General features: G+C 65.6%; 21 protein-coding genes and 2 tRNA genes. 14 read left to right on the top strand and 9 right to left on the bottom strand.

What is annotated here, in order from left to right:
• The first annotated feature begins 60 nt into the window (after positions 1 to 60).
• Positions 61 to 1,068, top strand: a complete 1,008-nt coding sequence (locus IEX78_RS06805) for a 3-isopropylmalate dehydrogenase (RefSeq protein ID WP_188827897.1) — start codon at positions 61 to 63, stop codon at positions 1,066 to 1,068.
• Positions 1,069 to 1,234: 166 nt separating this feature from the next.
• On the opposite strand, the gene IEX78_RS06800 is transcribed toward IEX78_RS06805, so the two are convergent.
• A complete protein-coding gene (locus tag IEX78_RS06800; protein ID WP_229683801.1) occupies positions 1,235 to 2,371 on the bottom strand; it encodes an MFS transporter in 1,137 nt (378 codons plus the stop codon).
• A 265-nt stretch (positions 2,372 to 2,636) separates the two neighbouring features.
• Between IEX78_RS06800 and IEX78_RS06795 the strand changes: the two genes are divergently transcribed.
• The 4 genes from IEX78_RS06795 (at position 2,637) to IEX78_RS06780 (ending at position 5,266) form a co-directional block, all read left to right on the top strand.
• Entirely contained in the window at positions 2,637 to 3,410 is a 774-nt protein-coding gene (locus IEX78_RS06795) for a fumarylacetoacetate hydrolase family protein (protein WP_188827895.1), read from the top strand.
• A gap of 22 nt (positions 3,411 to 3,432) precedes the next feature.
• On the top strand, positions 3,433 to 4,899 hold the full coding sequence (gltX, locus tag IEX78_RS06790) for a glutamate--tRNA ligase (protein ID WP_188827894.1): 1,467 nt from the start codon (positions 3,433 to 3,435) through the stop codon (positions 4,897 to 4,899).
• A gap of 192 nt (positions 4,900 to 5,091) precedes the next feature.
• A tRNA-Gln gene (locus IEX78_RS06785) sits at positions 5,092 to 5,163 on the top strand.
• Positions 5,164 to 5,193: 30 nt separating this feature from the next.
• A tRNA-Glu gene (locus IEX78_RS06780) sits at positions 5,194 to 5,266 on the top strand.
• Positions 5,267 to 5,314: 48 nt separating this feature from the next.
• On the opposite strand, the gene IEX78_RS06775 is transcribed toward IEX78_RS06780, so the two are convergent.
• A complete protein-coding gene (locus tag IEX78_RS06775) occupies positions 5,315 to 6,016 on the bottom strand; it encodes an IclR family transcriptional regulator (protein WP_188827893.1) in 702 nt (233 codons plus the stop codon).
• A 91-nt stretch (positions 6,017 to 6,107) separates the two neighbouring features.
• Between IEX78_RS06775 and leuC the strand changes: the two genes are divergently transcribed.
• The 3 genes from leuC to IEX78_RS06760 all read left to right on the top strand — a co-directional run bounded on the left by leuC (position 6,108) and on the right by IEX78_RS06760 (position 8,946).
• A complete protein-coding gene (gene leuC / locus IEX78_RS06770) occupies positions 6,108 to 7,532 on the top strand; it encodes a 3-isopropylmalate dehydratase large subunit (RefSeq protein WP_188827892.1) in 1,425 nt (474 codons plus the stop codon).
• 36 nt (positions 7,533 to 7,568) lie between these two features.
• Positions 7,569 to 8,177, top strand: coding sequence for a 3-isopropylmalate dehydratase small subunit (gene leuD / locus IEX78_RS06765; RefSeq protein WP_188827891.1), 609 nt, complete (start codon positions 7,569 to 7,571; stop codon positions 8,175 to 8,177).
• A gap of 157 nt (positions 8,178 to 8,334) precedes the next feature.
• Entirely contained in the window at positions 8,335 to 8,946 is a 612-nt protein-coding gene (locus IEX78_RS06760; protein ID WP_188827890.1) for an HU family DNA-binding protein, read from the top strand.
• Between the two features lie 115 nt (positions 8,947 to 9,061).
• Here IEX78_RS06760 and IEX78_RS06755 read toward each other — a convergent pair whose 3' ends face one another.
• The 3 genes from IEX78_RS06755 to cofC all read right to left on the bottom strand — a co-directional run bounded on the left by IEX78_RS06755 (position 9,062) and on the right by cofC (position 12,944).
• On the bottom strand, positions 9,062 to 9,994 hold the full coding sequence (locus tag IEX78_RS06755) for an NUDIX hydrolase (protein WP_188827889.1): 933 nt from the start codon (positions 9,992 to 9,994) through the stop codon (positions 9,062 to 9,064).
• A gap of 5 nt (positions 9,995 to 9,999) precedes the next feature.
• Positions 10,000 to 12,168: an RNA degradosome polyphosphate kinase gene (locus IEX78_RS06750; RefSeq protein WP_188827888.1), complete on the bottom strand. Its 2,169-nt coding sequence runs from the start codon at positions 12,166 to 12,168 to the stop codon at positions 10,000 to 10,002.
• A gap of 92 nt (positions 12,169 to 12,260) precedes the next feature.
• The gene (gene cofC, locus IEX78_RS06745) at positions 12,261 to 12,944 is read right to left on the bottom strand and encodes a 2-phospho-L-lactate guanylyltransferase (protein WP_188827887.1); all 684 of its coding nucleotides are present in this window, start codon (positions 12,942 to 12,944) and stop codon (positions 12,261 to 12,263) included.
• Positions 12,945 to 12,975: 31 nt separating this feature from the next.
• On the opposite strand from cofC, the gene IEX78_RS06740 reads away from it, so the two are divergent.
• Positions 12,976 to 13,971 carry an NAD(P)H-dependent glycerol-3-phosphate dehydrogenase gene (locus IEX78_RS06740; protein WP_188827886.1) on the top strand — a complete coding sequence of 332 codons (996 nt, stop codon included), beginning with the start codon at positions 12,976 to 12,978 and terminating at the stop codon, positions 13,969 to 13,971.
• Between the two features lie 50 nt (positions 13,972 to 14,021).
• The gene (locus IEX78_RS06735; RefSeq protein ID WP_188827885.1) at positions 14,022 to 15,119 is read left to right on the top strand and encodes a D-alanine--D-alanine ligase family protein; all 1,098 of its coding nucleotides are present in this window, start codon (positions 14,022 to 14,024) and stop codon (positions 15,117 to 15,119) included.
• 88 nt (positions 15,120 to 15,207) lie between these two features.
• On the opposite strand, the gene IEX78_RS06730 is transcribed toward IEX78_RS06735, so the two are convergent.
• Positions 15,208 to 15,768, bottom strand: coding sequence for a DUF3515 domain-containing protein (locus IEX78_RS06730; RefSeq protein ID WP_188827884.1), 561 nt, complete (start codon positions 15,766 to 15,768; stop codon positions 15,208 to 15,210).
• Positions 15,769 to 15,864: 96 nt separating this feature from the next.
• Between IEX78_RS06730 and IEX78_RS06725 the strand changes: the two genes are divergently transcribed.
• The 3 genes from IEX78_RS06725 to IEX78_RS06715 are packed head-to-tail and all read left to right on the top strand — an operon-like array spanning position 15,865 to position 17,865.
• Positions 15,865 to 16,878 (top strand): thiamine-phosphate kinase, encoded by a 1,014-nt coding sequence (locus IEX78_RS06725; RefSeq protein WP_188828293.1) that lies wholly within the window; start codon positions 15,865 to 15,867, stop codon positions 16,876 to 16,878.
• Between the two features lie 11 nt (positions 16,879 to 16,889).
• Positions 16,890 to 17,573, top strand: coding sequence for a uracil-DNA glycosylase (locus IEX78_RS06720; RefSeq protein ID WP_188827883.1), 684 nt, complete (start codon positions 16,890 to 16,892; stop codon positions 17,571 to 17,573).
• Between the two features lie 40 nt (positions 17,574 to 17,613).
• On the top strand, positions 17,614 to 17,865 hold the full coding sequence (locus IEX78_RS06715; protein WP_229683745.1) for a hypothetical protein: 252 nt from the start codon (positions 17,614 to 17,616) through the stop codon (positions 17,863 to 17,865).
• Between the two features lie 50 nt (positions 17,866 to 17,915).
• Here IEX78_RS06715 and IEX78_RS06710 read toward each other — a convergent pair whose 3' ends face one another.
• The 3 genes from IEX78_RS06710 to rpmB form a co-directional block, all read right to left on the bottom strand.
• Positions 17,916 to 18,698, bottom strand: a complete 783-nt coding sequence (locus tag IEX78_RS06710) for an enoyl-CoA hydratase/isomerase family protein (RefSeq protein WP_188827881.1) — start codon at positions 18,696 to 18,698, stop codon at positions 17,916 to 17,918.
• 4 nt (positions 18,699 to 18,702) lie between these two features.
• Positions 18,703 to 19,203: a GNAT family N-acetyltransferase gene (locus IEX78_RS06705; protein WP_229683744.1), complete on the bottom strand. Its 501-nt coding sequence runs from the start codon at positions 19,201 to 19,203 to the stop codon at positions 18,703 to 18,705.
• 66 nt (positions 19,204 to 19,269) lie between these two features.
• Complete coding sequence (rpmB, locus tag IEX78_RS06700) at positions 19,270 to 19,461, bottom strand: 50S ribosomal protein L28 (protein WP_011210730.1); 192 nt, start codon at positions 19,459 to 19,461, stop codon at positions 19,270 to 19,272.
• A gap of 778 nt (positions 19,462 to 20,239) precedes the next feature.
• On the opposite strand from rpmB, the gene IEX78_RS24885 reads away from it, so the two are divergent.
• A complete protein-coding gene (locus tag IEX78_RS24885) occupies positions 20,240 to 22,450 on the top strand; it encodes a DAK2 domain-containing protein (RefSeq protein WP_505806208.1) in 2,211 nt (736 codons plus the stop codon).
• The last annotated feature ends 1 nt before the right edge of the window (position 22,451 follow it).

Genomic DNA, 22,451 nt, shown 5'->3' with positions numbered 1-22,451 from the left:
CGGCGCGCGAACTGTTTCCGGCGCGGACCGATCCGCCCCATTCGAAACGGAAGGCACACAATGAAACTCGCTGTCATCGCTGGCGACGGCATCGGTCCCGAGGTCATCGCCGAAGCGCTCAAGGTGCTCGACGTTGTCGCGCCGGGTGTCGAGAAGACCGAATACGACCTCGGTGCCGCGCGCTACCACCGCACCGGCGAGATCCTGCCCGAGTCGGTGCTGCCCGAACTCAAGCAGCATGACGCGATTCTCCTTGGCGCCATTGGTGATCCGTCGGTGCCGTCGGGCGTGCTTGAGCGCGGTCTGCTGCTCAAGACCCGCTTCGCGCTCGATCACCACGTGAACCTTCGCCCGTCGAAGCTGTTCCCCGGCGTCACGAGCCCGCTGGCTGGCAACCCCGACATCGACTTCGTCGTCGTGCGTGAAGGCACCGAGGGCCCTTACACCGGCACCGGCGGCGCGATTCGCGTCGACACCCCGCATGAGGTGGCGACCGAGGTCTCCAACAACACCCGCTTCGGCATTGAGCGCGTTGTCCGCTACGCGTTCGCCGCCGCGCAGGCTCGGCGTAAGAACCTGACGCTGGTGCACAAGACCAACGTGCTTACCTTCGCCGGTTCGCTGTGGCAGCGCACCGTCGACGAGGTCGGCGCCGAATTCCCTGATGTCACAACGGGTTACCAGCACATCGACGCCGCGACCATCCACATGGTCAACGACCCGGGTCGCTTCGACGTGATCGTCACCGACAACCTGTTCGGCGACATCATCACCGACCTCGCCGCCGCCGTCACCGGTGGCATCGGCCTCGCCGCGTCGGGCAACATCGACGCATCGGGTGTGAACCCGTCGATGTTCGAGCCGGTGCACGGCAGCGCGCCCGATATCGCGGGCCAGAGCAAGGCCGACCCGACCGCCGCGATCCTGTCGGTCGCGTTGCTGCTCAACCACATTGGCGACACCGAGGGTGCCGCGCGCATCGAGTCGGCAGTGGCGAAGGACCTCGCGCAGCGCTCGGGCGCGGCGTCGACGGTTGAGGTCGGCGACCGCATCGCCGCGATCGTGTAGTTCGTAGTCGAACGCAAAGGGCCCGCCCGAGATCGCTCGGGTGGGCCTTTTGCTGTGCGTGGCTGCAGGATTCGCGGCATCGGCCGCTGCGTCCCCGCTTAAAGCTGCTGCGCCACAACCAAATTAGTTCGCCTGGCGAGACCCAGTGCGCAGCAACAACTCTCGACTACCTGCCGCGCACGCCCGGCACCAACGGCACCGCCACAGCGGCAGCCACTGCGGCCAACGCGAACACCACCGGGAACCCCGTCGCACTGATGATCGCCCCGAAAACCGGTGGGAGCGCGGCCATCGCGAGATTCTGGCCCGTGTTTTGAATCCCAAGCCCGCGTCCCGACCAGAACGGTCCAGCCAGTTCCGCGACGGCGGTGAACGCTAATCCGTTGTCCGACACCGAGATAACTGACGCGACAACCATCAGTGGCACCGCGACCCACCACCACTGCGTCCACGCACACACCGCCAGCGCGGCCATCGCGATCACCGCAGCGATCGCGACCTGACGCAGCGGTCGCAGGCGGCTGCCGACCCGATCCGACCACGCGCCTGCCCCGATACGCCCTGCGGCACCGAGGAATTGGGTGATGGTCATCAGCAATCCGGCGCCCGCCAGCGACCAGCCGAGGTCGACATTGAGCCACAGCAGCGCGAACGTCCACAGCGTGCCCTGCGGGACAACCAACAAGATCGACACCGCGTGAATGCGCCACAGCGTGGAATCGCCGCGATAGGGGTTGGCGCGGTCGGCAGCTTTGGTCGCCGGACGCGGCGGATCGACGATGCCAACCGCGCACCCGATCGCCGCCAAGCCGGCCATTACCGCAGGTACGAGCAGTGCGGCGGGGATGCCGTGATGCGACGCGACCCACGGGATCGCCAGCGCGCCCAACCCAACGCCAAGCGGCTGCGCGGTCTGGCGAATGCCCATCGCGAGCCCACGTCGTTCTGGCGGGAACCACCCGACGATGACGCGCCCGCTCGCCCCGTTTGAGCTGGCCGCACCAACACCACCGATGAACAGCAGCGCCCCGAACACGATGTGGTTGTCGACCAGCGCGGCGGCCGTTCCCGCGACGAACATCAACGCCGTTCCCGCGACCAAAACGACACGTTCGCCGATGCGATCAACGACATAGCCCCACGCGATGAGCGTGCACACGAGCCCGACTGTCGGCAACGCGACGAGCGCGCCCGCCGCGGGAAGTGAATCACCGCGTGCGGTGAGTGCGGGCAGCAAAAACGGCGTGCCGTGGATGAACATCGCCGACGACGTCTGCGCGAAAACGCCTAGCGCCAACATCATCCAGCGTTGCGCGGTGCCAATTCGCCTGTGTTCGGTTGGGGTCACGGGGTGCCTCACTATCGCCAGCTCGCACGATTGCATCTCATTATCTGAGATCCAAGTCTCATGGTATGAACACCGAAAATCACGCTACACCGCTCGCCGCCAAAACCGCGTCCACGTTTGGGTGTCTGGTCGGTCACACGCGGATCGCGAATTGGGGCCGGTGACAACACGCATGACGCCGCGTTCAGCCAGGTAGGCCCGCCTCGATAGACTCGCCGGTATGCGCCTAGGTCGAGTTGCCAGTCCCGATGGAGTCGCGTTCGTCAGCATCGAAGGTGACGGAAGCGACGCTATTGCTAAGGAGATCGCCGAACACCCGTTCGGCTCGCCCACCTTCACCGGCCGCAGTTGGCCACTCGCCGACGTGCGGCTGCTCGCGCCGATCTTGGCGAGCAAGGTGATCGCGATCGGCAAGAACTACGCCGCGCACGCCAAGGAGATGGGCGGCGAAGCGCCGGTCGACCCGGTGATCTTCCTCAAGCCAAACACGTCAATCGTTGGTCCTGGCGCGCCGATTATCTTGCCGCCCAGCGCTTCTCAGGTCGATTACGAAGGCGAATTGGCCGTTGTGATCGGTCGTCCGTGCAAAGACGTGAGTGCCGCCAAAGCGGCCGAGGTGATTCTCGGTTACACCTGCGCCAACGACGTGACCGCACGTGATCAACAACGCCACGATGGGCAGTGGACGCGCGCCAAGGGATATGACACTTTCTGCCCACTTGGCCCGTGGATCGAAACATCGCTTGACCCAAGCGATTTGGAAATTACCACCACTGTTGATGGCGCGGAGAAGCAGCGAAGCCGCACTTCCCTTTTCCTGCACGATATTCCGAAGATCATCGAGTGGATCTCGTCAGTGATGACGTTGCTGCCAGGTGACGTAATTCTCACTGGCACACCGGAAGGCGTTGGTCCGCTGCAAGCGGGCGAGAACGTCTCGGTGACCATCGAGGGCATCGGTACCCTCACCAATCCTGTTGCTACCAAGCGCTGAATTTCGCGGAAGTTGAGAATCGATGAGTGATGTACGGGTCCGTTTTTGCCCGTCGCCTACTGGCACGCCGCACGTCGGCCTGATCAGGACGGCGCTGTTCAACTGGGCGTTCGCCCGCCACAACGGGGGCAAGTTCGTCTTCCGTATCGAAGACACCGACGCCGCGCGCGACAGCGAGGAGTCCTACCAGTCGCTGCTCGACGCGCTGCGCTGGCTGGGCCTGACCTGGGACGAAGGCCCGGAGGTCGGTGGCCCGTACGAGCCGTATCGGCAGTCGTTGCGTCGCGATCAGCACCTCGACGTCGTGCGTCAGCTGCTCGAAGCGGGCGAGGCGTACGAGGCGTTTTCCACGCCTGACGAGGTCGAGGCGCGCCACAAGGCGGCCGGTCGCGACCCCAAGCTCGGGTACGACAATTTCGATCGTGACCTCACGCCCGAGCAAATCGCGGCCTACAAGGCCGAGGGTCGTCCCGCTGTTGTGCGGTTGCGGATGCCCGATGAGGGCCTGACCTGGAATGACCTCGTGCGTGGCGAGACAACGATCAAGGCTGGCGTCGTTCCCGATTTCGCGCTTACCCGTGGAAATGGCGACCCGCTTTACACCTTGGTGAACCCGGTCGACGACGCGTTGATGAAGATCACTCATGTGTTGCGGGGCGAGGATCTGCTTTCCTCCACACCGCGTCAGCTCGCGCTTTACGCGGCGTTGCAGCGCATTGGCGTCGCCGATTTCACGCCCGAATTTGGCCATCTACCATTCGTAATGGGCCAGGGCAACAAGAAGTTGTCTAAGCGTGACCCGGAATCGAATCTGTTCGTCCATCGCGATCGCGGATTCATCCCCGAGGGTTTGCTGAATTACCTTTCGCTGCTCGGTTGGAGTATTGGCGAAGACCGCGATGTGTTCTCCATGACAGAGATGGTTGACGCGTTCGACGTTTCCTCCGTCAATTCCAATCCCGCCCGTTTTGATCAGAAAAAGGCGGACGCTATCAATGCGGAACAAATTCGCCTTTTGACACCGGGTGATTTTGGTCACCGATTGCGTGAGTTCCTCACCAATGCGGGCCACATTGGTGCTGAGGTAGACGAGGAATTGTTCCTCGCGGCAGCCGAGTTGGTGCAGACGCGCATCGTTGTTCTCGCCGACGCGTGGGACTTGCTGAAATTCCTGTTCACCGACGATTTCGCGATCGACCCGCCCGCTGGCGCGAAGAATTTGGGCGCCGAAGCCGACGCGGTGCTCGACGCGGCGATCGCGGCGGTGGAACCGCTGGGCGAGTGGACGACGCCCGCGTTGGAGGAAGCGCTCAAGACCGCGCTCATCGACAACCTTGGCCTCAAGCCGCGCAAGGCGTTCGCGCCGGTGCGCGTCGCGGTGACCGGTTCCCACATCAGCCCGCCGCTGTATGAGTCGATGGAACTGCTTGGCCGCGATACCTCGCTTGAGCGCCTGCGCGCGGCCCGAGGCTGGACCGCGCCGGAGTAGTCGCTAGCCGTGGCTCGAGCCAGACAAGCTCGGGCCACGGCCGGGTGAACAGCCAGAAAACCGCCCAAAAGGTGCCGTTAACCAGGCGATTTGTAGTTCACCCCCACTGATGCGGTAATCTTCTTCTCGCCGCGGAACACGGCCTCGCAACACCGACAACCAGCCGGTGGGCAAGAGAGCGTTTCGTTACATTGGGGTATGGTGTAATTGGCAACACAGCTGATTCTGGTTCAGCCATTCTAGGTTCGAGTCCTGGTACCCCAGCAAGGTTTCACTTCTAGTGAGATCGTCTATGGCCCCGTCGTCTAGCGGCCTAGGACGCCGCCCTCTCAAGGCGGTAGCGCGGGTTCGAATCCCGTCGGGGCTACAACAACGTGAAGACCCCAGCCATCGCGGCTGGGGTCTTTCGTTGTTTCTACAGGCGCTTGTGCAGCGCTTCGGCCGCCGCGACTAGATCCGCGGCCCAGCGCGCACCCGGTCGACGACCCATCCGGTCGATGGGCCCCGACACCGACACCGCCGCAACCACAGCCCCATTCGCATCGCGCACCGGCGCCGACACGCTCGCAACGCCCTGCGCCCGCTCAGCGGCGCTTTGCGCCCAGCCACGGCGACGCACCTCGGCAAGCGCGCGGTCGCCAAAAACCGCGTCGGCTAACACCGTGCGCTGCAACTCCGGATCGGCCCACGCGAGCAGCACCTTGGCCGCTGAGCCCGCGGTGAGTGGCAGCCGCGAACCGACCGGGACGGTGTCGCGCAGCCCCACGGGCGGTTCAAGCGCGGCGACGCACACGCGCGCGTTGCCATCGCGGCAGTAGAGCTGCACGCTTTCGCCCGTAATCTCGCGCAAGCGGGGCAAAATGGCCCCTGCCGCCTCCACTAGCGGGTCAGCAGCGCCTGCCGCTAGCTCGGTGAGGGCAGGCCCTGGCCGCCACATTCCTGAGCCGTCACGGGCAAGGAGGCGATGTGTTTCCAAGCCGACTGCCAACCGGTGGGCGGTGGCGCGGGGGAGGCCGGTGCGAGTGCACAGGTCGTTGAGACCACATGGCTCGTCGGCGACGGCATAAAGCACCGCCACCGCTTTGTCGAGAACACCGATACCGCTATGCTGTCTCATAGAACGATACTAGCGTCTCAAAGCGTGGGATCAAGTACCTGAACCCGAAGCTGAGAACTACGAGCGTCTTCCGTCGAAAGGTGATCAAGCAATGGCCGAGCGCGCCCGCACACTGGCCGAGAAGGTGTGGGACCAACACGTCGTCGCCCCTGGCGCTGGCGAAGGTTCCTCCCGTGAACCGGATCTGATCTACATCGATCTCCACCTCGTCCACGAGGTCACAAGCCCGCAGGCCTTCGACGGTCTTCGCGCGGCGGGGCGGCCGGTGCGGCGGCCTGACCTCACGATCGCGACCGAGGACCACAACGTCCCAACGATCGACATCGATAAGCCGATCGCCGACCCGATCTCGCGCACCCAGGTTGAGACGCTGCGCCGCAACTGCGCCGAATTCGGCGTGCGCCTGCATTCGATGGGCAATCTCGAACAGGGCATCGTCCACGTCGTCGGACCGCAGCTCGGCCTCACTCAGCCGGGCATGACCGTGGTCTGTGGCGACAGCCACACCTCGACCCACGGCGCGTTCGGCGCGCTGGCGATGGGCATCGGCACCAGCGAGGTCGAGCATGTGCTCGCCACCCAAACGCTTTCGCTGCGTCCGTTCAAGACGATGGCCATTACCGTCGACGGCGAATTAGCTCCCGGCGTCACGAGTAAAGACCTGATTCTGGCCGTGATCGCCGAAATTGGCACCGGTGGCGGTCAGGGGTACGTGCTCGAATATCGCGGCGAAGCTATTCGCAAGCTGTCCATGGAAGCGCGGATGACCATCTGCAACATGTCAATCGAAGCCGGTGCGCGCGCGGGCATGATCGCCCCCGACGAAACCACCTACGAATTCCTCAAAGGCCGCCCACACGCGCCCCAGGGTGCCGATTGGGACGCCGCTGTCGCCGCGTGGGACGCGCTCGCCACCGACGAAGGCGCGGTCTTCGATCGCGAAGTTCATATCAATGCGAGCGAACTCACGCCGTTCGTCACGTGGGGCACGAACCCGGGTCAGGGCCTGCCGCTTGGCGCGAACGTGCCCGACCCCGCCCAGATCGCCGATGAGAGCGAACGTGAGTCGGCCGAAAAGGCATTGACCTACATGGGCTTGGAGCCCGGAATGCCGTTGCGTGACGTGTCGGTCGACACCGTCTTCGTCGGCTCGTGCACCAATGGCCGCATTGAGGATTTGCGTGCCGTGGCCGACGTTTTGCGCGACCGTCAGGTCGCCGACGGCGTGCGAATGCTGATCGTTCCCGGTTCCATGCGTGTTCGCGCGCAAGCCGAAAAAGAAGGCCTTGGCGAAATCTTCATCGCGGCGGGCGCGGAATGGCGCCAGGCTGGCTGCTCGATGTGTCTCGGTATGAATCCCGATCAACTTGAGCCGGGCCAGCGCTGCGCGTCGACGTCGAATCGCAATTTCGAAGGCAGGCAGGGCAAGGGCGGTCGCACCCACCTGGTCTCGCCGCTTGTCGCCGCCGCAACCGCGGTGCGCGGCACCCTGTCCTCGCCCGCTGATCTGGCCTGAGCGCCGCGATCACCCCTAGATCGAAAGGGAATCGTTATGGAAGCCTTTACCGTTCACAAGGGCATTGGTGTGCCGCTGCGGCGTTCCAATGTCGACACCGACCAGATCATTCCGGCGGTTTATCTGAAGCGCGTGACGCGCACGGGATTCGAAGATGGTCTCTTCGCCGGTTGGCGTGCTGATCCGAACTTCATTCTCAACACCGAACCGTTCAGTCGCGGCAGCGTCTTGGTCGCGGGTCCCGATTTCGGTACGGGCTCTTCGCGTGAGCACGCGGTGTGGGCGCTGTCGGACTACGGATTTCGCGTTGTGATCTCGTCGCGTTTCGCTGACATCTTCCGCGGTAATGCGGGCAAGGGCGGTCTGTTGGCCGCGCAGATGTCACAGAACGATGTCGAAATGCTGTGGAAGCTCATCGAAGAACAGCCCGGTCTTGAATTGGTTGTTGACCTCAACGAGCGCACTGTCACTGCCGGAACCGTCGTGTTGCCGTTCGATATTGACGACTACACACGGTGGCGTCTGCTTGAGGGTTTGGATGACATTGGGCTCACGTTGCGTGACGCCGACGTCATCACCGAGTTCGAAAAGGGTAGGCCGTCATGGAAACCCGTCACGCTACCGGAACCTATTTCGCAGCCGTAATCGCCTCCGTGACATAGTCTGGCGGCCCTGAAGAGTGGTAGCTGGTCGTGTGCTATGCCGCATGAATTTTGGCGTGGCACATAGACTCTTGACGAAAGTCGGTTTACCGTTGTACCTAGTCGGTCCGACGACGGGCCATTAGTCTGCGGAGGATTCAATGAACAAGGCGGAACTGATCGACGTTCTGACCGAAAAGTTGGGTACGGACAGGCGTACGGCCACCGCGGCAGTTGAGAACGTGGTCGACACCATCGTCCGTGCCGTGCATAAGGGTCAAAGCGTCACCATCACCGGTTTCGGTGTCTTCGAACAGCGCAAGCGCGCTCCCAGGGTCGCGCGTAATCCGCGTACGGGAGAAACGGTGAAGGTCAAGGCCACTTCGGTGCCCGCCTTCCGTCCCGGCGCGCAATTCAAAGCGGTTATCGCTGGCAAGCAGAAGCTCGCCGCCAACGGTCCCGCCGTCAAACGCGGTGTGAACGCCCCAGTCGCCGCTAAGAAGGCCGCCGCGAAGAAGACAGCCGCTAAGAAGACCGCTGCCAAGAAGGCAACCCCTTCGAAGGGTCCGGCTAAGACAACGGCCAAAAAGGCCGCTACGAAGGCTCCTGCGGCCAAGAAGACAACGGCTGCGAAGAAGACAACGGCTACCGCCGCGAAGAAGGCTCCGGTCAAGAAGGCAACGGCCGCTAAGAAGGTCACCGCGACGGCAGCCAAGAAGGCTCCCGCGAAGAAGACCGCCGCGAAGAAGACAACTGCTCGTCGCGCTCGTTGATCTCGCCTAGCCGCGAGATTTGGTCGGGAATGTGTACGTAGACCGCATCACCCACCACAACTTCAGACAACGGCCCCGTTATCCGCAAGCGGATTCCGGGGCCGTTTCGTCGTTTTCACACGATTTCGGTCGACAACGCTCGATCCATATGGTCGGCAGCGACTAATCGGTCGCCTAAGAACGACAATGCCCAAACGCTGCCTTTGCGATTGCGCGCCGAAGGCACTGCGAGTCCGCTCTCGTCGGCGAGCCAGGCGACAAGATCGGGAATCACGCCACCTTGCGAACACACAACGGGCACAGCGTCTTTGGTTATCAATGACCGAAATCGTTGGCGCGCCGCGGCTTTCGCGGAATCGTAACCTTGCTCGGAAAACAGTGTGTCGCAATTGATTTCGACGTCCAACCGCTTTGCTAGCGGGGTAACTGTTTCCACGCAGCGCGCCGGAGTTGCCGAATAGATCTCAGATGCGCCGAGCGCCAACAGATTTGGCACAAGCGCCTCGGCTTGTTCGACACCCGCGGCAACCAACGGGCGCTGCACATCGGGGCCGGCAAAGCTTCCGCGCTTGCCCGCCTTGGCGTGGCGCACGAGCAATATCGTCGACGTGTCGGCGGGCACTCGAGTGAACGCGCGCACGATCTGGCGGTCCATCGGATACGACAGTTGATCCATCACCTGTTCCAGTGGGATCCAACGCATTTCGTCGACTTCGGCGTTCTCAACGAAATCGCCGGTGGTCGCTTTGGCGGCCCAATAGTCGACTCGCTTGAGTTTGCGATGGCCGGGGATCGGATAGGTGACATGGCCGAGATAGCGCCCCAGCGTGCACGGGAGGCCGGTTTCCTCGCCGACCTCGCGCACGGCGGCGACCAACGGTGACTCGCCTGGGTCGAGTTTTCCCTTGGGCAGCGACCAGTCGCCGTACTTGGGCCGGTGAATGACGGCGATCTCGATGTCGTCGGGCTGTCCGCCACGTTCGCGCCACAGCACCGCGCCCGCAGCGTGAATGTTGGGTAGCACCTGCGGATCTCGCAGGGTCGTCATGGGACTCACGGCTGATCGGGCCTCCGCAGACTCATCATGTAGTGCTGATGGTCACGCACCTGATCGGCGTCGGCTTCGGCGTCGGCATTGAGCGGGCTCGCCTGCCATGTCCCGTCGGGGTTGAGCACCCAGCAGCGCGTCATCGGGTCGAGCGCGGAATCGAACATCTCGCCCAATTGCGCGGTGAGACGCGGATCCTTCACTTGCACCATCACTTCCACGCGACGGTCGAGGTTGCGGTGCATCATGTCGGCGCTGCCGATCCACGTTTCGTTCTGCGCGCCGAAGTTGATGACGCGCGAATGTTCAAGGAAGCGACCAAGAATCGAGCGAACCTCGATGTTCTCGCTCAAGCCGGGAACGCCGGGGCGCAGCCCGCAGATGCCGCGCACGACGATCTGCACCGGCACTCCCGCCTGCGACGCGCGGTAGAGGGCGTCGATGATCTGCTCATCGACAATCGCGTTGGCCTTGATGCGAATTCGCGCGTCCTCGCCCGCCTCGGCAAGCGCGATTTCGCGGTCGATGCGTTCGATGATGCCCGCGCGCACACCGAGCGGCGCGACCATCAGATTCCGGTAGTCCTCCTTGCGGGAGTATCCAGTGAGCGAGTTGAACAGGTCGGTGAGGTCGGCCCCGATTTCCGGCGCCGCGGTGAACAGGCCGACGTCTTCGTAGAGCCGCGCGGTTTTGGGGTTGTAATTGCCGGTGCCGATGTGGCAGTAGCGCCGGATCGTCGAGCCTTCGCGACGCACGACAAGGCAAGTCTTGCAATGGGTTTTGAGCCCGATGAGCCCGTACACCACGTGCACGCCAGCCTGTTCGAGCGCGCGCGCCCACTTGATGTTGGCCTGCTCGTCGAAGCGCGCCTTGATCTCGACAAGCGCGACCACCTGCTTGCCCGCTTCGGCGGCTTCGATCAAAGCGTTGATGATCGGCGAATCGCCCGATGTGCGATAGAGCGTCTGCTTGATCGCGAGCACCTGCGGGTCGGCGGCGGCCTGTTCGATGAAGCGCTGCACGCTGGTGGAGAACGAGTCGTAGGGGTGCTGCACGAGCACGTCGGCTTCGCGCAGCGCCTGGAAGACGTTGCGCGGGGTTTCGCGCTCGCCGAACGCTGGTGGCGTCACCGGCACATAGGGCGCGTCTTTGAGGTCGGACCGGTCGACGCCGTAGACCTGCCACAGGCACGACAGGTCGAGCAGCCCGGGCACCTGAATCACGTCGCCGGGGTCGACTTCGAGTTCGCGCAGCAGCAGTTCGAGCATGTGCTCGGTCATGTCGTCGGAAACCTCAAGGCGAACCGGCTTGCCGAACCGGCGACGCGCGAGTTCGCGTTCCATCGCTTGCAGCAGGTCTTCGTCGCGGTCTTCGTCGACTTCGAAATCGGCGTTGCGCGTGATGCGGAACGAGTGATGCTCAACGACGCTCAACCCGGGGAACAGCAGTTCGAGGTGGGCGGCGATGAGGTCTTCCATCGGCAGGAACGCGGCGATGGCCGACGGGGCGTCGGTGCGGCGGACGCGCACGAATCGGTCGACGTTGTCGGGCACCTTCACGCGCGCGAAATGCTCGCCGCCAGTGCCGGAATCCTTCACCGTGACCGCGAGGTTGAGGCTCAGGCCCGAGATGTAGGGGAAGGGGTGCGCGGGGTCGACGGCAAGCGGCGTGAGGACCGGAAAGACCTGGTCGGTGAAGTACCCCGAGAGGCGTTCGCGTTCGGGCGCGTCGAGGTCGTCCCAGCCGATGATCTTGATGCCCTCGTCAGCGAGCGCGGGGTTCACGTCGTCGATGAAGACCTTCGCGTGCCGCTCGGCGAGTTCTTGGGCGCGCGCGGTGATCATCGCGAGCTGTTCCGACGGCGAGCGACCGTCGGCCGAGCGAACCGAAAGACCGGTTTCCGCGCGACGCTTCAGTCCGGCGACCCGAACCATGTAGAACTCGTCGAGATTCGACGCGAAAATCGCGAGAAACTTAGCGCGTTCAAGCAGGGGCAACGATGCGTCCTCGGCGAGCGCGAGCACGCGGGCGTTGAAGTCGAGCCAACTCAATTCGCGATTCAGGTAGCGATCACGGGGCAACCGCTGCTTGCCCGCGTCACCACTTGATGCGTTGGCGGCCGCCGGTGGCGGGGAAATCGGCGGCAACTGCTTGATGGTTTCCGTATCGCTCACCTCGCAATCATCCCTCACCTTGGTTGACGGGAGGTGACGACACTGACCGATTCGCCGGGTTGTTCGGTCGGGTGCGGCAGGACCGCGATCGGCTAGCACACAGCCGAAATAGGAGTGCTCCGTTGCGTTGGGTAGCCGAATTCGGTCAGTGCGGCCGCGGTGTGCGGGCCAACACCGAGGGCGGCGACAGCGGTGAGATCGGCGGGAGTGTCGACGTCATGGCGTAAACCGGGCATGCTGCCGCCCAGACTTACCGCGCCAGAATCGCGATGCGCATCCGCGGAGCTGGGACCGAAGCGCGGGTCGAGGTCGGCGACCGGATCGCCGACCAGTAATGCGGCGGTACCGGTGCCCGTGTGATCGATCACCACGACTCGCTCATGGGCAGTTGATCGCGCGATCACGTCCGCGAGTTCGTTGGGGCGCAGTGCGGGCAGGTCGGCTTGTAATGCGAGCAACCGCGTTGGGCCGAACCGTTCGCGGACCGTGCGCGCCCCGGCGATGAGCGCGGAATTCAACGCGTCGACACCCGGCGTCGGGGTGGCGGGTTCGGCGACAACGTGCGCACCGAATTCGCGCGCCCGCGTCGCGATGACCAGGTCGGGCGTGACGACGGTGATGCCCGCGATCACGTCAACGGCACTCGCCGCGGCGAGGGTGTCGGTGACCATCGCGAGCACGAGCGCGCCGCGTTGAGCGGGCGTGAGTACCTCGGCAAGGCGACTCTTCGCGCGGTCGGTGTGCTTGACGGCCATGACGGCGTGCACGGGGTGCATGGCATCGATCCTTGCATGGCATATTGGGGAAATGACGAGGGCTGCGGTGATGGGGGCGGGGTCGTGGGGCACGGCGTTCGCGAAGGTGTTGGCGGAAGCGGGGACCGAGGTCACCATTTGGGCGCGTCGGCCTGAGGTGGCCAAGGCCATCGACGACGAGCACCGCAACCCGTTCTACCTGCCGAACGCGCAATTGCCACCTGTGCGTGGCACCGCCGACCACCGGGTCGCGTTGGACGGCGCTGATCTGGTTGTGCTCGCTGTGCCGTCGCAGTCGCTTCGCGGCAACCTCGCCGCCTGGCGCGACGCCATCGCCGACGATTCGACGCTGCTGAGTCTCGCCAAGGGTGTTGAGACGGGGACGCTGCTGCGGATGAGTGAGGTGATCGCCGAGGTCACCGGGGCGGCGTCGGATCGCATCGCTGTGCTGTCGGGGCCCAATCTCGCTGGCGAAATCGCCGAGCGTCAGCCAGCGGCCACGGTGATCGCGTGTACCGATGCCGACCGTGCCGCCGCCGTCCAAAAGGCTTGTGCGACAGGCTATTTCCGCCCATACACCAACACCGACGTGATCGGTGCGGAAATCGGCGGCGCATGCAAAAACGTCATCGCGCTCGCCTCCGGTATTGCCGCCGGAATGGGTTTGGGCGACAACACATCGGCGAGCATCATCACGCGCGGGCTCGCGGAAATCATCCGACTCGGCGTCGCGCTGGGCGCGCAACCGGCCACCCTCGCCGGCCTTGCTGGCATCGGCGACCTCGTCGCAACCTGCACGTCGGAACTGTCGCGCAACCGGTCGTTCGGGTACGTGCTCGGCAAGGGCGGGTCGATGCTCGAAGCTCAGGCCGCGACCAGTGGGCAGGTCGCCGAGGGTGTGAAGTCCTGCACATCGGTGCGTGCGCTCGCTGCCGCGCACGGGGTGGAAATGCCGCTGACCAACGCCGTTCACCAGGTCTGTCACAGCGGATTATCGGTGGGCGAAGCCGTCGAAAACTTGCTTGGCCGACGGGTGAAGCCGGAGTAGCGACGGTCCGGGCGCATCGTTAGCCCGTTAACCCATTACGGTTGGCAGTCATGACGAAGCGGATCAGGGTAGCCGTGGTGTTCGGCGGGCGCAGCAGCGAACACGCGGTGTCGTGCGTATCGGCGAGCAGCGTGTTGCGCAACCTCGACCCCGAACGTTTCGACGTGGTGCCCATCGGCATCACCGCCGAAGGCAGTTGGGTGCTCGGCGACGCGAACCTCGCGCAGCTTCACCTCAGCCACGACGCGCTTCCCGCCGTCGACGCGTCGGGTACCGCGCTCACTCTCGCCGCTGACCCGTCGCGGTTGGGTGCGCTCGTCGCGCTCGATGACCCGACCGCCGTGCTCGGCAGCGTCGACGCCGTTTTCCCGATCCTGCACGGCCCGTTCGGTGAGGATGGCACGCTGCAAGGCATGCTCGAACTCGCCGGGCTGCCCTACGTTGGCGCTGGTGTGTTGGCCAGCGCGGCGGGCATGGACAAAGAGTTCACGAAGAAGTTGCTCGCCGCCGAGGGCTTGCCCGTTGGCGTGCAGATTGTCCTGCGGCCGGGCGTTAGCCAGCTCACCGACGAACAGCGTGAGCTGATCGGGCTGCCCGCGTTCATCAAGCCCGCGCGCGGCGGTTCGTCGATTGGCATCACCAAGATTGACGACTGGGCTGATTTCGATGCCGCTGTCGCCGAAGCGCGCGGTCATGACCCGAAGGTGATTGTCGAAGCGGGCATCGTTGGGCGCGAAGTGGAGTGCGGCGTCCTCGAATTCCCCGACGGTGACATTCGCGCGAGCGTGGTTTCGGAAATTCGCATGCCTGATGAGACCGAGGAAACCCCGGCCTTCTACGACTTCGCGACCAAATACCTCGATGACGTCTGCGAATTCGACGTGCCAGCCAAGCTGGACGACGACGTCGCGACCGAGATTCGCGAGCTGTCGGTGCGTGCGTTCCAGGCGCTCGACTGCCAGGGGCTCGCGCGAGTCGATTTCTTCGTCACCGCTGACGGTCCGGTGATCAACGAGATCAACACGATGCCCGGATTCACCCCGATTTCGCAGTACCCGCGCATGTGGGAGGCGACGGGGATCGATTACCCGACGTTGGTTTCCACGCTCATTGAGACCGCGCTGTCGCGGGGAACTGGGCTGCGCTGAGGTTTCGCGTCGCGTTGCGAACCGGCTCGGCTGAAGGTCAAGTCTTGCCCCCGCAGCGGCCCTCTCGCAGGCCGGGCGCGGTTGCTGACTACAGCTCGCCCGGCGACGGTGCCTGGGCAGGCAGCGTCGCGGCGATCGCGTCCGACACCGACTGCACCGCGCCCGTTCCCGAGTTGTCCGGGACGGTCAGCGCGATGTAGGTCTCGCGGTCAACGGCGAACCACGTGCCGACCTTGCTTGCCTCGTCGCGGATCTGGAACCACGAAACCCCGTCGATCACCTGCAACGGCGACGCGCGGTTGAATTCGAGCGGGCGGTCGAGACCGCAGCGCAGCACGATCGCCTCACCACCGTCGGGCCGCTGCCACGCCCGGGTGCCGAGCGGAGCGGGGTCGGCGATGGTCGACGCGGTGAAGCCGCTGAGGTCGGCGGGCAACGTGGGCAGCAGCCGCTGGCACGCCGCACCTTCGGCAGCGGGCGCGGGAACGGGCCCAAGCACGAGTGGCTGACGTTCGACCGGCGTACGCATCACGATCACGGCCGCGACGATCACGCCGACAATCAACACGACCGGCAACGCGACCGCGGTCGCGATGAGCGAGGGGGAGTAGGCGCGGGGTTCGGCCTCGGTGGGGTCTGATGCCGACATTGCTCGCCTCTCCTGCGGTGGTGCTCGTTTGACATAAGCAGGGTACCGTCGGGGCGATTTAGGCCGACAGGTGCATCCAGTGGGAAGGGGCAGGTCATCAGCGAGGACGGCACGGCGCAAACGGTGCGTGAGCTGGGCGAATTCGCGCTGATCGACCGCATCAACGCGGGGCGCGCGCACGCCCGTGAGGTGCTGATCGGCCCTGGCGACGACGCCGCGCTCATCGCCGCCCCCGACGGTCGGTTCGTCGTCACGACCGACATGCTCGTCGAAGGACGACACTTCCGGTTCGACTGGTCGAGCCCGGTTGATGTTGGCCGCAAAGCCATTGCCCAGAACGCGGCCGACGTGGTCGCGATGGGGGCGCGGCCAACGTCGTTCGTCGTCGCGCTTGGGTGTCCCGCCGATACGCCGGTGTCGGTGATCGAGGGGCTCGCGGACGGGATGTGGCAGGAAGCCGCGCGGGCCGGCGGGTCGATCGCTGGCGGGGATTTGGTGCGAAGCAGCGAGGTGGTGATCTCGGTGACCGCGTTCGGCGACCTTGGTGGCGCGGTTGAGGTGCGGCGGTCGGGTGCGTCGAAGGGTGAGATTGTCGCTGTCGCAGGGGAACTCGGCTGGTCGGCCGCTGGGCTTGCACTGCTTGAGCGCGGAACAGTGCGGGCGACAACGGAATTGAGCCGCTTTGAAGCGAAAGCTCTTGAGACGCATCGGGTTCCGCAGCCGGTGTATGACGCTGTCCTAGCCTTAGCCGCGAATCGTCCACGGGCGCTTACGGATATCTCCGACGGGCTGCTCGCCGACCTCGGTCATCTCGCGCGGGCGTCCGGCGTTTCCATCGACATCGACAGGGCGTTGCTCGCCGATCCAGAGCTAGACGCCGTCGCCACGTCCGTGAATGCCGATGCGCCGCAATGGATTCTGGCTGGCGGTGAAGACCACGCGTTCGCTGGCACGTTCGATGCCGACGCACCACTCCCGCCGGGCTGGCGACGAATCGGCACCGTCGGGGTCGGGTCGGGCGTCACCGTCGACGGCACCACTCCGAACATGCGCGGCGGCTGGGATTCCTTTCGAGGATCCGACGAGTCGTCGACGCCGTCACCGCGATAGGTTGTCTCGTCATGGGTGCCAAATCACTGTCGGAGATCATCGATCCGGGCTGGGCGACCGCACTGGAACCGGTCGCCGGCCAAATTTCGGCGATGGGCGAATTCCTTCGCGCCGAGAACGCGGCCGGTCGAGGCTACCTGCCCGCGGGCGACAACGTGCTACGCGCGTTCCAGCGCCCCTTCGCTGATGTGCGCGTGTTGATTGTCGGCCAGGATCCCTACCCGACGCCCGGGCATGCGATGGGGTTGAGTTTCTCGGTCGCCCCGGATGTTTCGCCGGTGCCGCGCAGTCTGAACAATATTTTCGCCGAGTACTCCAAGGACCTCGGCCACCCGACGCCGTCCTGCGGCGACCTGAGTCCCTGGTCGGATCAGGGCGTGCTGATGCTCAACCGCGTGCTCACCGTCGCGCCGGGTGAGGCCGCTTCGCATCGCGGCAAGGGCTGGGAAGCCGTCACTGACCAGGCGATTAGCGCGCTCGTCGCCCGTGACGAACCGCTTGTCGCCGTCCTGTGGGGCCGCGACGCTGGCACGCTCAAGCCGTTGCTCACCGCCGCTGAGGTGCCCTATGTCGAATCCGCACACCCGTCCCCGCTTTCGGCATCGCGCGGGTTCTTCGGGTCGCGCCCGTTTTCGCGGGTGAACGAACTGCTCGATGAGCTCGGTGCCGAACCGATCGATTGGCGGCTACCCTGACCCGGGTGCCACGCAACTAATGATGAAGGAGCACAACCGAATGCATCGCAATACTGTTCGAGGCGCAGTCGCCGCCGCCGCTCTCGCTGGCGCGTTTGCCGTCGCGATGGGGTCGGCCTCGGCCGCTGGCCTCGCGCTTGAGCCCTACAACGAGAATGCCGCGCCGGTGGCGACCACCCAGGTTGGCGAGGAGTGGACCTCGACCGGCACCTCGTCGATCTCGTCCGGCGTGAACGCCAAGGTCACCTGCCTGCTGCAGAACACGTTCAGCGCGCTTGGCGCAGCCTGCTAGTTGCCGCTTTTTCGGCCGCCCCTTTTCATTGTTGGGGGCGGCCGATCGCGTTATCGGGGGAAAACCGGGCGACGCTTGTCGATGAACGCCGCGACGCCCTCGCGGCCGGTCGCGCTGTTGGCCGCGGCGGAAATCGCGGCGCGTTCGGCGTCGAGCTGCTCGTCGAAGGTGTTGTCCGGCGACACCGCGAGCAGCTTCTTGATCTCGGTGTAGGCCTCGCGCGGGCCGTTCACGAACTTGGCGGCGACCTTGAGCGCTTCGGCGAGCACCTCATCGTCGGGCACGATGCGGCTGAGAATGCCAAGGCGCACGGCCTCGTCGGCGTCGAGCACCGCGTCAGTGAGCAGAATCTCCCGCGCGCGACTCGCACCGACGGCGCGCGGCAGCAACCACGACATGCCGCCGTCGGGGGTGAAGCCGATGCCCGGGTAAGCCGGGCGCAACTTGGTCGACGGGCCGCCGATCGCGACGTCGGCGGCGAGCACGAAACTCAGCGCGGCACCAGCAGCCCAGCCGTGCACGGCGGCGACGACCGGCACCGGCGACTCCGACAACGCACGCGCGAAGTCATGCAGTTCGCCCGCTTTGGCGAACAGGTACGCGCCGGGATCGTCGGCGTGGGCGAAGTCGCGGACGTTGCCGCCCGCCGAGAAATTCGCACCCGAACCGGTGAGGACGATCGCGCCGACCTTGGGTCCGAACGCGGCGATCGCTTCGGTTGCCTCAACAACTCGGGCGAAATCCAGTGAGGTGCCCGCGACGTGGGTGGCGAGGGTGAGGCGCAACACGTCGTCGACGACTTCGGCGACGGGCGGGATTTCGGTTTCACTCATGGGCTCACTTTAGCGAGGGGGCTCGCTGCCACAGTTGTTCGGTGAGCAGGGTGAAGGGGTCGACGCGACGGACGCCGGTGTCGGCGAAACCGTGGCGCGTGTAGAAGCCGTGGGCGCGGGGGTAATCGGCGAAAACCCACAGCGTGCACGCGGATTTTCCGGTGGCAGCTTCGATGAGGGCGTCGGCGACGCCGGTGCCGTGCCAGGACGCGCGGACATACAGCGCGTCGAGTTCGGTGGGGGTCGCCGCGGCGAAACCGATGAGTTCGTGGTTGACGATCGCGACGGGAATGCGATGCGTGCCTTCGCGGCGACGACGTTCCCAGCCGCGCGCGGACTGCTCAAGGTCGAACGCGGTGAGCACGTGCGCGGCGACGACGTCGGCGTAAGACTCACGCCACGATGCGATGTGGCAGGCGGCGAGGTCGGCTACGCGCGGTGCGGTGAGCGGTTCAACTCGCCAACTCTCGGCCAAGGTCTTATCCGCCGACGGTTGTTCTGCCAACGACAACGCCCCGGATCACCCACAAGGGGTGCCGGGGCGTAATCGGCAGAATGTACGGGCTGATAATCAGCCGCGGACAACCTTGCCCGCCTTGAGGCAGGAGGTGCACACGTTCATCCGGCGGGTGTTGCCAGGGGCAACCTGCGCACGCACGGTCTGGATGTTCGGGTTCCAGCGACGGTTGGTGCGCCGGTGCGAGTGCGAGACCGACTTCCCGAAACCGGGGCCCTTGGCGCAGACGTCGCAAACGGCAGCCATGTCGCGAGCTCCTTCATGTCATAAGCGGCTGGCGCACAGTTAGTACACCGAACCGGAAACTGATGTCGTCTTAAAATGCCTTGCCGATGGATATCGGCACAGCGCAGACCGGGATGGCCGCACGAGGCAACCGTACAAGGGTACCTGTCGAGGCGTTGATCCCCAAAACCGGGTCTCCGTTGGCACGGGGGAGTAGGCGCGTGCGGCAGGGCCCGGCGGTCCGGTCGAGAGCAAGCATACCGGTGTCGGACCGGAGCGCTAACCTGGCGTGCGGCGCTCGACGCGTGAGCGCCTTCGACGGGGAGAGGGTGGCGTGTCGCAGGTGCTTGAGGCGCTAGACGGCGCCGCGCTGTTGACCTGGGCGCATGCGTGCGTAGCCGAACTGACGGCCCGTCGCCGAGAGATCGACGCACTGAACGTTTTCCCGATCGCGGATGCGGACACGGGAACGAATCTGTTGGCGACCATGCGTGCGGCGGTTGCGGCGGCGCAGGACGCGGTCGCAGCGGGCGGGGTGGGGCTGACGAGTGCCGGTGCTGGAAGCGTGGATGCTGGGCTTGAGCGCGCGGGCGCAGCGTCGGGTGGTGAAGACACTGGGGTCAGCGTGGATGTGGCGCTGACCAGTGCCGGTGCTGAAAGCGTGGTTGCTGGCGTTGAGTGCGGGGGCGCAGCGGCGGGCGGTGAAGGCGTTGGGGTTGGTGGCAGCGTGGTCGATGGTGCTGAGCGCGGGGGCCCAGCGGCAGTCAGTCAGGTCGCTGAAATGGCTGGCGCTGGGCGCATGGGGGCCGATGGCGATGCGGCAGGTCGGGACACCGGAACGGTTGCGCGGGCGTTGGCGCGGGGGGCTACGCGGGGGGCGCGGGGGAATTCGGGGATCATTCTTTCGCAGGTTTTGCGCGGGTTGGCCGAGGCGGTGCCGGTGGGAAATGGACCGCTGACCGGGCGTGAGGTGCGCGCTGCGTTGGTGGGGGCGGCTTCGTTGGCGCGGGCGGGGTTGAGTGCGCCGGTCGACGGGACGATTCTGACCGTCCTCGACCAGGCGGCGTCGGCGGCCGACTACGCGGTACCGGCTTCGGGGCCTGGCCACGTTGCGTCCGCGTCGACTGCGGAACCGACGAGCGTCGACAGTGCTGTGCACGCACCCGGTCCGTCGACAGCGTGCGACGCAGCATCGGCGTCGGGGCCTGGCCACGTTGCGTCCGCGTCGACTGCGGAACCGATGGGCGTCGGGAGTGCCGTGCGCGCAGCCAGCCCATCGACAGAAGGGGCATCGACGGACGGATCGGAGTTGCTCGCTGTCGCTGTAGCCGCGAGTTCGGCAGCGGCGGAAGCGTTGGCGCGCACGCCAACTCAGCTCGGTGTACTGCGAGCCGCTGGCGTGGTCGACGCGGGTGCGCGCGGGTTGTTGGTGCTGCTCGACTGCCTCGTTGCGACGGTCGGCGGCACGCTGCCCGCGCGTCCGGCGTACACGCGTGATTCGCCGCACCGTGCGAGCGTTGGCAATGCGAGTTATGACGCCAGCCTCGGCGGGGGAAGACGCACCGCGATCGGCTCGAACGACAGCGTCCCGCGTGGCGCGGATTTCGACGCGGCATACCCAACATCGGCCGCCGTCCCCCACTTCGAAGTGATGTATCTCATCAGCGGCATCGACGCCACCACCGCCGACGCCCTCCGCGACCGACTCGCGATCCTCGGCGACTCCGTCGTCGTCGTTGGCGACGGCACGGGCACGTTCTCAGCCCACGTCCACTGCCGCGACGCGGGCGCGGCGATCGAGGCGGGCATCGCGGTGGGCCACCTCAGCGCGATCAAGATCGAGAGCTTCGTCGCGACGACCCCACACGAGCACAATCCCGGCGACCATGCGGGCGAGCCTGGCGGCGCGCACCAAACCGCCTCTGCGAGCGACCTCGCGCGCCGATCCGCCACTGCGGGCGAATTCGGGACCGGTCCTGCCCATGCCGGCGGGCCCGGGCGTGCGCCGAGAGATTTCGTCCCCACGGGTGATCCTGGCGGCGCGCACCAAACCGTCACTGCGAGCGACCTCGCGCGCCGATCCGCCACTGCGGGCGAATTCGGGACCGGTCCTGCCCATGTCGGCGGGCCCGGGCGTGCGCCGAGAGATTTCGTCCCCACGGGTGATCCTGGCAGCGCGCACCAAGCCGCCACTGCGAGCGAATTCGGGCACAGAGTCGAGTCGGGGGGCGCGCCCAACGAGGTCGCCGCCACCGGCCGCTCGGACCGCGACGGGCACGCGGGCAACTACTCGGGTGCCGTCGGCGCGCAGGCTGCGGCTTCCTCACCCGCACCGGCCGAACACCCACGCACCCCTCGCGGCGTCCTCGCCGTCGTCGCGGGCACTGCCGCCGCCACCCTCTTCGAAAGTGCGGGCGCGACAACCCTGCGCGGCGACCAGCCAACCTTCGACTCATCCGCCCTCCTCACCGCCATCAGGTCCATGCCACATCGCGAAGTCCTCGTGCTGCCCAACGGTGCGCTCCCCGCCCAGGAACTTGTCGCCGTCGGTATGGCGGCCCGCGACGAGTCACGTGACGTCTTGCTCCTGCCGTCCGCGTCGATGGTCCAAGGGCTGGCCGCGCTCGCGGTGCACGACCAGCAACGCGTTGCCGTCGACGACGTGTTCGCCATGTCGGAAGCCGCAGCCACCACCCGCTGGGGCGCGCTAAGGGCCGCATCCGGGCGCGCGCTCACGATGGTCGGTACCTGCGAACCCGGCGACGGACTCGGCCTCGTCGGCCACGACGTTGTCGTCATCGACCCCGACGTACTCGATGCCGGTCGCATCCTCCTCGACCGAATGCTTTCTCTGGGTGGCGAATTGGTGACCCTGCTCATGGGTGCCGATGCCAGCGCCGAACTCGGTGACGTGCTCACCGCGCACATCGAGGCCGGTTTCCCCGGCGTGGAGGTTGTGGTGTATTCCGGTGGGCAACAAGGTGATTTGTGCCAGATTGGGGTGGAGTGAG

Origin of the sequence: Nocardia camponoti, from assembly GCF_014646135.1 — a bacterium.
Taxonomy (GTDB): Bacteria; Actinomycetota; Actinomycetes; order Mycobacteriales; family Mycobacteriaceae; genus Nocardia; species Nocardia camponoti.
This window is presented reverse-complemented; position numbering and strand designations above follow the sequence as displayed.